10 protein-coding genes, 2 tRNA genes and 1 pseudogene are annotated in these 13,042 nt (G+C 60.7%); 5 read left to right on the top strand and 8 right to left on the bottom strand.

Annotated elements, in window-relative coordinates; genetic code table 11:
* Window positions 1–152 precede the first annotated feature (152 nt).
* Genes MU846_RS00280 through sdhC form a run of 4 tightly spaced genes read right to left on the bottom strand, consistent with a single transcriptional unit; the run spans window position 153 to window position 3,406 of the window.
* The gene (locus MU846_RS00280; RefSeq protein ID WP_246947075.1) at window positions 153–869 is read right to left on the bottom strand and encodes a succinate dehydrogenase iron-sulfur subunit; all 717 of its coding nucleotides are present in this window, start codon (window positions 867–869) and stop codon (window positions 153–155) included.
* Window positions 870–884: 15 nt separating this feature from the next.
* Entirely contained in the window at window positions 885–2,660 is a 1,776-nt protein-coding gene (gene sdhA / locus MU846_RS00275; RefSeq protein WP_246947066.1) for a succinate dehydrogenase flavoprotein subunit, read from the bottom strand.
* 3 nt (window positions 2,661–2,663) lie between these two features.
* On the bottom strand, window positions 2,664–3,038 hold the full coding sequence (gene sdhD, locus MU846_RS00270; RefSeq protein ID WP_246947064.1) for a succinate dehydrogenase, hydrophobic membrane anchor protein: 375 nt from the start codon (window positions 3,036–3,038) through the stop codon (window positions 2,664–2,666).
* Entirely contained in the window at window positions 3,032–3,406 is a 375-nt protein-coding gene (sdhC, locus tag MU846_RS00265) for a succinate dehydrogenase, cytochrome b556 subunit (RefSeq protein ID WP_371738510.1), read from the bottom strand. Before sdhC ends, sdhD begins: the two co-directional genes overlap by 7 nt.
* A gap of 477 nt (window positions 3,407–3,883) precedes the next feature.
* Between sdhC and gltA the strand changes: the two genes are divergently transcribed.
* Window positions 3,884–5,170, top strand: coding sequence for a citrate synthase (gene gltA / locus MU846_RS00260; protein WP_246947062.1), 1,287 nt, complete (start codon window positions 3,884–3,886; stop codon window positions 5,168–5,170).
* A 179-nt stretch (window positions 5,171–5,349) separates the two neighbouring features.
* Window positions 5,350–5,504: pseudogene (locus MU846_RS00255) on the top strand (transposase); the annotation flags it as partial.
* Window positions 5,505–6,084: 580 nt separating this feature from the next.
* Here the strand turns inward: MU846_RS00255 and MU846_RS00250 are convergent.
* Complete coding sequence (locus MU846_RS00250) at window positions 6,085–8,001, bottom strand: ExeM/NucH family extracellular endonuclease (RefSeq protein WP_246947059.1); 1,917 nt, start codon at window positions 7,999–8,001, stop codon at window positions 6,085–6,087.
* Between MU846_RS00250 and MU846_RS00245 the strand changes: the two genes are divergently transcribed.
* Complete coding sequence (locus MU846_RS00245; protein ID WP_371738508.1) at window positions 7,933–9,042, top strand: NAD(P)-dependent oxidoreductase; 1,110 nt, start codon at window positions 7,933–7,935, stop codon at window positions 9,040–9,042. The genes MU846_RS00250 and MU846_RS00245 overlap by 69 nt on opposite strands.
* 343 nt (window positions 9,043–9,385) lie before the next feature.
* Here MU846_RS00245 and MU846_RS00240 read toward each other — a convergent pair.
* The 3 genes from MU846_RS00240 to gltX all read right to left on the bottom strand — a co-directional run bounded on the left by MU846_RS00240 (window position 9,386) and on the right by gltX (window position 11,258).
* Window positions 9,386–9,461: transfer RNA gene (locus tag MU846_RS00240), tRNA-Glu, on the bottom strand.
* A gap of 47 nt (window positions 9,462–9,508) precedes the next feature.
* Window positions 9,509–9,584: transfer RNA gene (locus MU846_RS00235), tRNA-Ala, on the bottom strand.
* Between the two features lie 183 nt (window positions 9,585–9,767).
* Window positions 9,768–11,258 (bottom strand): glutamate--tRNA ligase, encoded by a 1,491-nt coding sequence (gltX, locus tag MU846_RS00230; RefSeq protein WP_246947055.1) that lies wholly within the window; start codon window positions 11,256–11,258, stop codon window positions 9,768–9,770.
* 132 nt (window positions 11,259–11,390) lie between these two features.
* Between gltX and MU846_RS00225 the strand changes: the two genes are divergently transcribed.
* The gene (locus tag MU846_RS00225) at window positions 11,391–11,924 is read left to right on the top strand and encodes a DUF4399 domain-containing protein (RefSeq protein ID WP_246947053.1); all 534 of its coding nucleotides are present in this window, start codon (window positions 11,391–11,393) and stop codon (window positions 11,922–11,924) included.
* Between the two features lie 345 nt (window positions 11,925–12,269).
* Entirely contained in the window at window positions 12,270–12,593 is a 324-nt protein-coding gene (locus MU846_RS00220; protein ID WP_246947051.1) for a hypothetical protein, read from the top strand.
* The last annotated feature ends 449 nt before the right edge of the window (window positions 12,594–13,042 follow it).

Below are 13,042 nucleotides of genomic sequence, written 5' to 3'. Positions count from 1 at the left end.
CTTTCAGCAGAAACGCCCGTGCCCACTTCATGGCGCTCGCCACCCTTCTGCTCTGGCGTAACGGTGCCGGCACGCTTGTTCCGCAGCGCTGCAAGCCACTCTGCCCGGCTCGAAGCCAAAAAAAAGCGGCCCGGAGGCCGCTTTTTTGCACCTTAGATGGCTCTGTCCAGCAACAGATTGCGGATATTGCCAATGGCGCGGGTCGGGTTCAGCCCCTTGGGGCACACCGCCACACAGTTCATGATGCCGCGGCAGCGGAACAGCGAGAACGGGTCCTGCATGCCAGCCAGACGCTCTTCCAGCGCGGTGTCACGGCTATCCGCCATGAACCGGTAGCCTTGCAACAACGCGGCCGGGCCCAGGAACTTCTCCGGGTTCCACCAGAACGACGGGCAGCTGGTCGAGCAGCACGCGCACAAAATACACTCGTACAAGCCGTCCAGCTTCTCCCGCTCCGCGGGGCTTTGCAGGCGTTCGATGGCCGGTGCCGGCGTATCGTTGATCAGGTACGGCTGCACCTTCTCATACTGCTCGTAGAACATGCCCATATCGACCACCAGGTCGCGGATCACCGGCAGCCCCGGCAGCGGCCGGATCACCAGCGTCTTGCGGCCTTCCAGCACGCCCGGCGCCACGCTCGACAGCGCCGTCACGCAGGCCAGGCCGTTCTTGCCGTTCATGTTCAGGCCATCGGAGCCACACACACCCTCACGGCAGGCACGACGGTAGGCCAGCGTGGAGTCCTGCTCTTTTACCAGCGCCAGGACATCCAGCACCATCAGGTCCTTGCCCTGGGTATCGACCTCGTATTCCTGCATGTACGGTTCGCGGTCGGTCTCAGGATTGTAGCGATAGATACTGACTTTCATTGATCCCGGCCTCCTTTAATAGGTCCGCACTTTGGGCTGGAAGGCTTCCACGGTCTTCGGCGCAAAGTTCACCGCCCGCTTGCCCAGTTTTTTGGTGGTCGGATCATAGATCGAGTGGCACAGCCAGTTCTCATCATCACGATCCGGGAAATCGTAGCGGGAATGCGCGCCACGGCTTTCCTTGCGGCCCTCGGCGGCAATCGCGGTCGCCTCGGCCACTTCGAGCAGGTTATCCAGCTCCAGCGCCTCGACCCGTGCCGTATTGAAGGTGGCAGATTTGTCATCCAGACGGGCTTCGGCAATCCGGCCACGGAGATCGGCCAGCATGGAAACCCCTTCCGCCATCAGATCGCCCTTGCGGAATACACCGAAGTGATTCTGCATGGTCTGTTGTAGCTCCTTGCGCAGATCGGTGACGGACTCGCCCTTGGTGGAATCGTCCCAGCGACGATAGCGGCTCATGGCCTGCTCGATATCGTCACGGCCCGGCTCCGGCTGTTCCATGCCCTGGCGCAGCGCATCTTCGATGAACAGACCCGCAGCACGGCCGAACACCACCAGATCCAGCAGCGAGTTGCCGCCCAGACGGTTGGCGCCGTGTACCGACACGCAGCCGACCTCGCCGACGGCAAACAGCCCGTCGATCACTTCGGCATCACCCTCGTGGCCGCCGCTCAGGCGCAGCGCCTGGCCATGAATGTTGGCCGGCACGCCACCCATCATATAGTGGCAGGTGGGCACAACCGGCACCGGCTCTTTCACCGGGTCGGCGTGGGCAAAGGTGATGGAAAGCTCACAGATACCCGGCAGGCGGCTATGCAGCACTTCCTCGCCCAGGTGATCAAGCTTCAGGTAAACGTGATCGCCATTGGGGCCACAGCCACGGCCGTCGAGGATTTCCATCATCATCGAACGGGCAACGACGTCACGGCCGGCCAGGTCTTTCGCGTTCGGCGCATAACGCTCCATGAAGCGCTCGCCGTCCTTGTTCACCAGATAGCCACCTTCACCACGGCACCCTTCTGTGACCAGCACCCCGGCGCCAGCAATACCGGTCGGGTGAAACTGCCACATTTCCATATCCTGCATCGGCACGCCGGCACGAATCGCCATGCCGACACCGTCACCAGTGTTGATCAGGGCGTTGGTGGTGGAGGCGTAAATGCGGCCGGCGCCACCGGTGGCCAGCACAGTCGCCTTGGATTTGAAGAACACCACTTCGCCGGATTCGATGCACATGGCGATCACGCCGCAAATCTGGCCACGTGCGTTCTTCACCAGCTCGATCGCCAGCCACTCATTATAGAACTGCGTGTTGTGCTTGAGGTTCTGCTGATACAGGGTATGCAGCAGCGCGTGGCCGGTACGGTCGGCTGCCGCACAGGTACGCGCCGCCTGGCCACCTTCGCCAAAGTTCTTCGATTGGCCACCGAACGGGCGCTGATAGATGCGGCCCTCTTCGGTACGCGAGAACGGCAGGCCCATGTGATCCAGCTCGAACACCGCCTCCGGGCCAACGGAGCACATATACTCGATCGCGTCCTGGTCACCGATGTAGTCGGAGCCCTTGACCGTGTCATACATGTGCCAGCGCCAGTCATCATTCGGATCGGCACTCGCGATGGCACAGGTGATGCCACCCTGGGCAGATACCGTATGCGACCGGGTCGGGAAGACTTTCGAGATCAGCGCAGTCTTGAAACCGGACTGCGCCAGTTGCAGCGAAGCACGCATGCCCGCGCCGCCGCCGCCCACAATGACGGCATCAAAGGTAATGGTTCTGATCGACATGGCTTATGCGCCTCCCCAGATCATCCACAGGCCCCACAGGACGTAGACCAACAGCAATAATGCCAACACTGATTGCACAAGCAGGCGCAGGCCGGTTGCCGCACCCTTGAGTTGCAGGCTGGTCAGATAGTCAGTCGTTACGATCCAGAGCCCGATCCAGGCGTGTGCGGCAATCGCAAACACCACCAGAGTATTGATGATCATCATCGGCAGCGAGGTCATCAGGGCATGCCAGGTGGCATACTCCAGATCGCTGCCGGTGCAGATCAGATAACCGGCCAGGCCGATAAGATAGACGCCGAGCAGCACCGCACTGACACGCTGGACAAGCCAGTCGGAGATGCCGTTTCGGCCGAGACTTGTGACGCTGGTTACCATACCCAGACTCCCGCCAGAACAATGAGAACAATGGAAATAATGAACACCAGAACGGCGCCACGGCGGCCGGCCTCCAGTGTGTCACCAAAGCCAAGGTCCATGATGAGGTGTCGAGTGCCTGCCACGAGGTGGTAAGACAGCGCAGCCAGCACACCCCAGAGCACGAGCTTGGCCCAGGGGTTGGCCAGACAGGCCTTCAGTTGCGCAAAACTTTCCGGGGACGCCAAAGAGCGATCCAGCATCCAGAGCAGAATCGGCAGGGCCACAAAGATGGCAATACCGCTAATGCGATGGGAGATGGAAGCCAGGGCGGGGACCGGGAACTTGATCGTCGTCAGATCCAGATTTACAGGTCGCTTATCGTTCACGGTAGCCATCACTTATAGCCGGGCTCCAAAAAAGGAGCGGTTGTCGGGAACGGAACCCGCAGACAGTTCGGAAGTCATAACCGGAGCGGGTTCTCCGCACGAAGGCCGGGGTAAGCCGACGCGCGACGGGCAGCGAGTATATCGCCGCGCCTGCATGAAAACAAACGTCTTCAAGCGAGAGGAACCGGTCAACATACTGTTTTTCAAGGCCGCTTGAGGCGAGCCGGGGGCCAGATACGTTATCCGGCAGGCGAATGTAACCACGCATTTCCAGAGAGATTGGCGTAACATGCTGTTTAGTTGGTGATTTGTCGCCACTGGCTGATAAGCAGTTGATGATCCGCCGATGAAAGACGCTTCGCGTTGACAAGAAAGCACCAAAACCTTAACGTCCCCCGCGCCCGGCGTGCTTCGCCGCCCGAACACACGCGATATCACAGGTGGGCTCCCTGAACCGCCTCCGTGTAGGAGAACTCCATGACCGAGAAGAAAGCCATCCTCAAGGTGGACGGCCGCGAGGATATCGAGCTGTCGGTATACTCCCCGTCCCTGGGCCAGGACGTTGTAGACGTCGCGCCCCTGACTGCCAAGAACCTGTTTACCTTCGATCCGGGCTTTACGTCCACCGCTTCGTGCGAGTCCAAGATCACCTATATTGATGGTGAGAAAGGCCAGCTGCTGCATCGCGGCTACTCGATTGAAGAACTGGCCAGCAATTCCGATTACCTGGAAGTGTGCTATCTGCTGTGGCACGGCGAGCTGCCGACACAGGAACAGAAGGAACAGTTCGTCAAGACGATCAAGAACCACACCATGGTTCATGAGCAGTTGCAGTTTTTCTACCGTGGCTTCCGCCGGGATGCACACCCGATGGCCGTCATGTGTGGTGTAGTGGGCGCGCTGTCGGCGTTCTACCACGACTCCACCGACATCAAGAATCCGCAGCACCGCGAAATCACCGCCATGCGGCTGATTGCCAAGATGCCGACGATTGCCGCCATGTGCTACAAATATTCGGCGGGCCAGCCGTTCATGTACCCGCGCAATGATCTCGGCTACGCCGAAAACTTCCTGCACATGATGTTCGGTACCCCGTGCGAGGAATCGAAAATCAGCCCGGTCGCGGCGCGCGCCATGGATCGCATTTTCATCCTGCACGCCGACCACGAGCAGAACGCCTCCACGTCCACCGTGCGCCTGGCCGGCTCTTCGGGTGCCAACCCGTTTGCCTGCATCGCAGCGGGTATTTCAGCACTCTGGGGGCCTGCTCACGGCGGCGCCAACGAAGCGGTGCTGAACATGCTGGACGAGATCGGCGATGTCTCCAACATCGACAAATACATTGCCAAGGCGAAAGACAGAAACGATCCGTTCAAGCTGATGGGCTTTGGCCACCGGGTGTACAAGAACTACGACCCGCGTGCCAGCGTCATGCGCGAATCCTGCCACGAAGTGCTGGCCGAGCTGGGCATCAAGGACGCACAACTTGAGCTGGCGATGAAGCTGGAAGAAATCGCCCTGTCCGACCCGTACTTCATCGAGAAAAAACTGTTCCCGAACGTGGATTTCTACTCAGGCATCATTCTCAAGGCGCTGGGTATCCCGACCTCCATGTTCACCGTCATCTTCGCCCTGTCGCGCACCGTGGGCTGGATTTCGCACTGGAACGAAATGATCTCCAATCCGTACAAGATCGGCCGCCCGCGCCAGCTCTACACTGGCGAAACCGAGCGCCCGTTCATCCCGGCGGGCGATCGCAAGTAAATCGCTTTCCACAGCGGTTTGCACAGGCCCCCGCGGCGCAATCTGCGGGGGCTTTTTTATGGTTCATCGTCGATTCCCGTGGAGCCTTTATCGGTGGATTCGTACTCTCAAGCCCAGATTTCATGGATTTTGGAGCGAGCCATGCTGGACAGGAAGACGATAGAGACACTGCGCGGCTGGGCCAGCTATCGGGTTGCCGACATCCGATGAACACCAGCATCGTCGAGGCATCAATAACACCATCAAGATGATCAAACGCAGGGCCTACGGCTACCGGGATCAGGAGTATTTCTTCCTCAAAATCCGTGCCGCCTTCCCCGGCATTCAACGATGAACCCTTTTTTAGCCCCTCTCCCCTCGTGGGAGAGGGGTTGGGGAGAGGGGGAGATTATGGCAGGAAATATATACTCGGCACTTGATCTGGAACGAAACTGGCTAGCGCTCGGTTTTTTTGGCTGTGAAATTTTTATGGAAATTTTCTACTGAAGATAAGTGAAAGTAGTACACCATGTAGCAGCTATCTTGACAGCTGCATGTCCGCAGCCCCTCTCTCCCAACCCCTCTCCCCCAACCCCTCTCCCACAAGGGGAGAGGGGGGCAAAACTGATTCGCTCACCCTCCGGGCCAGCCTACGGCTGTTCTACGCCTCGCTTGTCCCACAAGGGGAGAGGGGAGTAAAAAAAGTATTTTGGACAACCCATTGGTGCTTTCGCAGATATCGGAAATGTCTCCACCGAAATCGACGATGAACCTTTTTATATCTAACTCCATCGCATATGGCTCTGCCCGCCTACCGGAAAAACTTTATACGCTCCAAGAACTCGAAACAAAGCTTTAAAAACAGCGTGACCTGCTGAAACCTGTCACCTCCGACAGACTTTGCCGCCCCAGCGCCGACGCGCAGGACAACAGGCTCAAGGCACGTCACGAAGATGGAAATCCGCGTACACAGGATCGTGATCGCTGGAGCGAAATACCGCACTGCCTGCCGGCAACCACACCTGCGAGGCGGCCTGCGAGATATAGCCATAGCCCAGCGCACGCGGCTCATCGGCATTGATGGGCCAGGTAGCGGCAGTCAGCACCTGCGCAGCGAGCGCCTCGGTGGCCAGCAGATAATCCAGATAACCAGCCCGGCCTGCATACACATAGGTATACGCCTGCTCGCCCTGAAAACGCGCCAGCAAATCCCGGTAGCCCGCTTGCTGCAACCGCTGCACCGGGCTTTCACGCGCATAGCTGTTGAGATCGCCAGCGATCAGGGTTGCGCTTTCGCCCAGCCCGGTAGGGTCTTGCGCAAGCCAGCGTACCAGCTCCGCCGCCGCTGCCTCGCGCACCGGATTCCAGCAGCCCTGGCCATGGTCGGCATTTGCGCCCGTGGCGCCCCGGCAGCCCTTCGATTTGAAGTGGTTGGCCACCACCACGATCACCCCACCCTGCTCGCGCAACCTGAACCCTTGCGCCAGCGGCACACGGTTCAGCCTCTTGAAGGTGCCCTCGGCCAGCCAGGCTGTCTTGCCCACCGGCGCCACCACGTTGCTGCGGTACAACAGGCCGACCGCAATCTCATCACCGCCAAGGCGCGCGATACCGGGGTTCACAAAGCGCCACTGCGCACCCAGTGCAGCGGCAAGCTCGGTGAGCGCCGAATGCTCGCCGTAACCATCGTTCTCCACCTCCGCGAGCGCCACAATATCCGCATCCAGCTGCTGCAATGCCGCCACCAGCTGCGCTTTCTGACGCTTCAGCTCGGCCGCACTGCGCGCGCCTCTCGCTGTGGGAAAACCGCCACCACGCCCGTCGCCATTAAAAAAATTCATCACGTTGAAAGCGGCAACGCGCAGGTTTGCTTCCGCATGTCGCGGAGGTGGCTCAGGGCGCAAATTGTGCGCCTGAAAACGCACCGGCTCTACCGGGTGCAGCCGCCAGGCATCAAAACCGAAACCGAGCACCGCAGTGAAGCCCGCCACCCTATCGCCAGCTCGTACAGCAGCGCCCGGCGACAGCCCGCCCGCCAGGTAGGCAATTGATGAGGGGTTCACCGCCGTGCTGCCGTCATCCAGCACAATTTGCTGCCGGGCAGCATCGGCGTGCAGCGCGTCAGCTGCCTTACCCGGTGGCGCCAGCTGCGTCGGTGCCATATGCCTCCCGGTGCCGAGCAGCACGCTGCCGTAACGCCCCCACTCGCTGACATCAAGTACCGTGAGCCCCTCCGGTACCTGCACCAACATGCCTTCCAGCGCCTCAAGATTCTCAAGCGGCAAGCGCAATGGCAGCGCTGCCAGCGGCTCCGCCTCCAACGCAGCAGCGCATTGACGGATGGCCGCAGCGCTTATCTGCGTCTGGCCGTGGTATTCCGTCACCTTGCCCCGCACGCGCACACGCTGGCCGGGGGCCACTGCAGCTTCTCGCAGATAAACGAACAAGCCTTCTGACGTAAGCGGATCGTCGTCCTGATCCGCCTCGTCTTCGAGCAGGAAAAAACCGTTCAGGCCCGGAAAAACGGCTGACACCACCGCCTCCACTTCGAGCGCCTTACCAACCATCGGTGACGTGTCCGAGCGCCCCTGAATCACGGAGATCGCCGTCGCACCCGCGCCACACTGTGGCGCACCCGGCCGCCGCTGCCCCCGTAGCGCTACAGGGGAAGCCTGCGTGGCACGCACCCGATAATCAGGCAAGCGATAATCAGGCAAGCGATAATCAGTGCCGGCAACCCGCACCGGCCACTCGCGCTCGCCGCACTCGCCCCGCTCCATCATCTGGCACGCCAGAGCCGTCAGCAGGCGCCCGGTCACGTCAGCCACATCAGCCACAAACGGCATATCCATTGCCTTTCCTCCCGGCTCTCGGATCTTGTCCCACCGCGCTCCGGCCTGCTTTGGCGCCAAGCGCAATGTGGCACAGTTGGGTACACTGTCTTTCCGTTTTCAGGTTCCACGCCGGAACCACGTCGCAACCGAAGGACAACACACATGAGCACGCGAATTGCCTTTATCGGCCTCGGCGTGATGGGCTATCCCATGGCCGGCCATCTGCAACGCGCCGGGCACCCGGTCACCGTCTACAACCGCACTACCGCCAAGGCCGAACAATGGGCGGCAGAGTACGGCGGCCATCATGCCGCCACGCCCGCAGAGGCCGCACGCAACGCCGACCTGATCATGATCTGTGTCGGCAACGATGACGACCTGCGCGCCGTTGTCAGCGGCGAGCACGGCGCTCTCAAAGGCGCCACTCCCGGCAGCTTGCTTGTGGACCATACCACCGCCTCGGCAAAAGTCGCCCGCGAGCTGGCAGAGGCCGCTCAGGCACACGGCTGCGGGTTTATGGATGCACCTGTCTCGGGCGGCCAGCAAGGCGCCGAACAAGGCAGCCTGACCATCATGTGTGGCGGCACCGAGCAGGAGTTCCAGCGCGCCCGGCCCCTGCTTGCTCACTATGCCCGCGCTGTCACGCTGATGGGCCCCAGTGGCGCCGGCCAGTTGACCAAGATGGTCAACCAGATTTGCGTCGGTGCAGTGGTACAGGGGTTGGCTGAAGGCATGGCCTTTGCCGAGAACGCCGGGCTGGATGTGCAGCGCGTCATCGATGTGATTTCCCAGGGTGCCGCCAGCTCATGGCAGATGGTGAACCGCCACCGCACCATGATCGCCGACGAGTACGAACATGGCTTCGCCGTTGACTGGATGCGCAAGGATCTGGATATCTGCCTGGCAGAAGCCCGGCACAACGGCAGCGACCTGCCCCTTACCGAGATGGTCAATGATTTTTATCGCGATGTGCAGGCTATGGGCGGCGGCCGCTGGGATACTTCCAGCCTGTTGCGCCGTATGCAGGCACAACGAAAGCCTGCGGACAAGCAGGCGTGAACAACCTGGGCGGCGGCTGCCGAGCCGCCGCGTCGCCATCCGGGATGCGCGGCTCAATCTGCAGCGACCCCTTGCGCCTCATTCAGAACTTATTCGCGATTGAACAGGGATGGTTCGAACCCCCTAGGGGAAAATATAAAAAAGCCCGCTGCTTTCGCAGCGGGCTTCTCTTCATGGCGTCCCCTAGGGGATGACTGCACGGCTGCGCCGCTGGCCCTGCGGGCCGCCGCTTACGCGGCGTTCCGGCGGACAAGCCGCCGGTCAAACCCCTGTAAGGACGGTTCGAACCCCTCAGGGGACAACATAAAAAAAGCCCGCTGCTTTCGCAGCGGGCTTCTCTTCATGGCGTCCCCTAGGGGATTCGAACCCCTGTTACCGCCGTGAAAGGGCGGTGTCCTAGGCCTCTAGACGAAGGGGACTAAACCTTCCTGGAACTCGATCTCGGAAACAAGACCGCTGTGGAACCTGGTGGAGCCAGGCGGGATCGAACCGCCGACCTCTACAATGCCATTGTAGCGCTCTCCCAGCTGAGCTATGGCCCCTTGAAACTTCTCGACCTGGGTGGTGGCAGCCGTTCTATATGAAGCGGTACGCCCCGTCGAGGCTGCGCATTGTAGCAGCCGCGAAAGGGCTGTCAAGCGCGTGAAACATCTTTCCTAATCAATCGCTTGTTGTGTGAGCAGGCAGGGTGCCATCAGCCGCTCTGCCCACACCTTGTCAAGCCGTTACCCTGCTGGCTGCTGCATTGTCAGCCAGCGCTTTTCCAGCTGTTTGGTCTGCTTCTTGGACACCCCGCCCAACGCCTCGATGGCACTGCGCAGGCGCATACGGGTCAGATCCGGCCCGAGGATCGCCATGGCGTCCACCACCGAAAAACTCGCCGGCGTGCCCGCAATCGCCACAAACACCGGATGCAGGAAATCCTTCACCTTCACACCCAGCGCCCTGGCTAGTGATTGCGCAACTCCGAACAACGCATCACGCTCCCAGGTGCGCAACGCATCCAGTGACCAGAGCAGATATTGCAACCACTCCTTCATATCCTCGCTGGCAAGCTGGGTATGCTCGAAGGACGCCGCCGAAATAGCCGGTGCGTCGCCGAAACAGAACCCGGCCCGTTCCACCACCTGGCTCAACGTTTCCACCCGGCTCTTGATATGCGGAATGACTTTCAACGCGTATTCGCGGTTGAAAAGCCAGCCTTGCAGCCGGGCAAGAAACTGCTCGTCACTCAGCTCGCGCAGCCACTGCCCGTTGAGCCATGCCAGTTTTTCCACATCGAACACCGGGCCGCCCAGCGAGACGCGCTGAATATCGAACTGCGCCTGCATTTCTTCAAGCGAAAACTTTTCCCGCTCATCCGGCATCGACCAGCCCATGCGGCCGAGATAATTCAGCAGCGTTTCCGGCAGGTATCCCTTGTCGCGGTAATAAGTGATGCTGGTGGGGTTCTTGCGCTTCGAGAGTTTCGATTTATCCGGGTTGCGCAGCAGCGGCATATGGCAAAGCTGTGGCATTTCCCAACCAAAATATTCATAGAGCAATTTATGTTTGGGTGCGGAGTTGATCCACTCCTCGCCGCGCAACACATGGGTAATGCCCATCAGGTGGTCATCCACCACATTGGCGAGGTGGTAGGTGGGCATACCGTCGGATTTCAGCAGTATCTGTGCATCCACCGGGCCCCAGTCGAGCTCCATGGTGCCGCGCAGCATGTCGTCAACCTCGCAGCGGCCTTCCTCCGGCACACGCATGCGCACTACCGAGGGCGCACCTGCGGCTTCGCGCCGTGCCACTTCCTCGGCTGGCAGCTCCAGATCAGAGGGCTTCAGCGCACGCTGCACACCCTGCTCTTTCAAACTGTCGCGCAGCTGATCCAGCTCGTCCGGGGTGCGGTAGCAACGAAACGCATGGCCGCTATCGAGCAGCTGCTGTGCATAACGCTGGTAAATATCCCCCCGCTCGCTTTGCCGATAAGGGCCATGGGGGCCGCCCACATCCGGGCCTTCGTCCCAGGCCAGGCCCAGCCAGCGCAGCGAATCGAGGATCGCCTGCTCTGATTCGGCGGTCGAGCGCTGCTGATCGGTATCCTCGATGCGAAGAATAAACTGCCCGCCGTGCTGGCGTGCAAAGCAGGCATTGAACAAGGCGATATAAGCCGTGCCCACATGGGGATCGCCAGTAGGCGAAGGGGCAACGCGGGTACGAACAGTCATGCTGGCTCCGTCAAGCATTCAGGATGCGCGCATTATACGCAGCTTGTGCGCAGCAATCCCGCCCGGCGCAGAATCTTCTGCTACCATCAGGCCACCTTTATACCCCCAACCCAATCCAGGGAGGAAACGCAGATGCCCGAGATCCATCGCAACGCCGCTGCCCTGCTGGCACTGGCCGCAAGTGCCTTGCTGCTGCAAGCCTGCTCCGACAGCCCGGAGCCTGCCCAGGCGCCCGCCAGCGCAGTCGAGATTGAAACTGGCGGCGATGATGCTCATGCACGCCACGCACTTGAACCACAGGGCCTGCCACGCAGCACCGCGCCAGCCGACGCTCGGGTGTTCTTTATCGAGCCTGCTGACGGCGCCAGCGTCACCAGCCCGGTCACACTCGAATTTGGCCTGGAGGGCATGGATGTGGTGCCCGCGGGCACCAACAAACCTGACAGCGGCCACCATCATCTGCTGATCAATGTCACCGATCTGCCGCCGATGGATTTCCCGCTTCCCGCCACCGAACAAGTGATCCACTACGGCGGTGGCCAGACAGAAGCCACCCTTGAGCTGGCGCCCGGCGAATACCGCCTGCAGCTGGTGCTCGGCGACCATCTGCACATTCCACACGACCCACCCGTGATGTCCGACGCCATCACCATTACCGTCGAATAACGCCCACCTGCCGTTGCTGTGCAACCGCACAGCAACGGCAGGCAAACTGATATTCAGCTGGTGGCAGAGTTGCCGCTGTCCCTTTGTTGACTTACCCCACGCCTGAATCTGGCCTCTAATTTCGTCATGCAATTTGCCTGAGGCACTTGACCATGACGAACATCCCCAGCCAGTTCGATACGCTCGCACCGCTTTACGAAAACATCAGCGAATGGCCGTTCCGGCGCGATATCGAAACCCCTTGCGTACTCGCCCGACTCGGTGACATATGCGGCCTCTGTGTGCTGGATTACGGCTGCGGCGCCGGCACTTATTCGCGCTTGCTGAAACAGAACGGCGCCGCCGATGCTCACCCTGCCGCTGCACCCCGATTACGCCACCGAACCCGACTACTATCGCTCCTACGGCTTCACCCTGAGCGCACAACAGCCTTACACCGATGGCGCCGAAGTCACGCTGGCGCTATACGAAGGCGAACAACGCTCGGAAGTCACCGCCTACTACTGGCCCGAGGCGACACTGCGGCAGGCGATGCAGGAAGCCGGCTTTCGCAACGTGCAGTTTCATCACCCGCGCCCCGCCGCCTACCCCACCAGCGCCCAGGCCCCCGCCGCCCTGCGGGCTTATCTTGATCGCCCCCACGCCGTGTTGATGGAATGCGTTCCTTGATAGATGGCCGTGATCTTCTGTTACGCCCGATCACGCGATACCACGAGGCCATAGGCGGTAAAGTTCTTCTGAAAACAGAGCTGCCTGCCAGCAGCTCCCACGTCTACCCTGCATGAGCCACAGGCGACGCCGGCAATATTGATCGCCTTGAACTCACAGCCCAGGACGCAAAGCTGTCAGCAGTACGTTAAAATACCTCTGCTCAAGGAAGCTTGCGGTAACCTGGTGACGCTAATGGGCCTGATCTGCTCCCACACGGGTGCGGGCAGCGTTTTTCACCCTCTGCCCTGTTGCTGGGCGATGCACAGGCATGAAACCGGGCACGCGAGCGGTGCACAACGCCGAGGCGCATTGCGCGAACGGGCGAGCCTGGTGCAGGCCCGCCTGGATACGCATGACGCAACAAATTTATCTACCCAGCCAGCAACAGGCGAAAAGGCAGTATGCAC

The organism is Alcanivorax quisquiliarum (assembly GCF_023051175.1).
GTDB classification, from domain to species: domain Bacteria; phylum Pseudomonadota; class Gammaproteobacteria; order Pseudomonadales; family Alcanivoracaceae; genus Isoalcanivorax; species Isoalcanivorax quisquiliarum.
The sequence above is the reverse complement of the archived record's forward strand: the minus strand, read 5'-3'. Positions and strand labels throughout refer to the sequence as shown.

Coding starts and splice junctions, on each gene's coding strand:
- MU846_RS00250 (WP_246947059.1), bottom strand. CDS start 8,001: ATGGATATGCCGTTTGTGGCTGATGTGGCTGACGTGACCGGGCGCCTG.
- MU846_RS00225 (WP_246947053.1), top strand. CDS start 11,391: ATGCCCGAGATCCATCGCAACGCCGCTGCCCTGCTGGCACTGGCCGCA.
- MU846_RS00220 (WP_246947051.1), top strand. CDS start 12,270: ATGCTCACCCTGCCGCTGCACCCCGATTACGCCACCGAACCCGACTAC.
- MU846_RS00280 (WP_246947075.1), bottom strand. CDS start 869: ATGAAAGTCAGTATCTATCGCTACAATCCTGAGACCGACCGCGAACCG.
- sdhD (WP_246947064.1), bottom strand. CDS start 3,038: ATGGTAACCAGCGTCACAAGTCTCGGCCGAAACGGCATCTCCGACTGG.
- gltA (WP_246947062.1), top strand. CDS start 3,884: ATGACCGAGAAGAAAGCCATCCTCAAGGTGGACGGCCGCGAGGATATC.
- gltX (WP_246947055.1), bottom strand. CDS start 11,258: ATGACTGTTCGTACCCGCGTTGCCCCTTCGCCTACTGGCGATCCCCAT.
- sdhA (WP_246947066.1), bottom strand. CDS start 2,660: ATGTCGATCAGAACCATTACCTTTGATGCCGTCATTGTGGGCGGCGGC.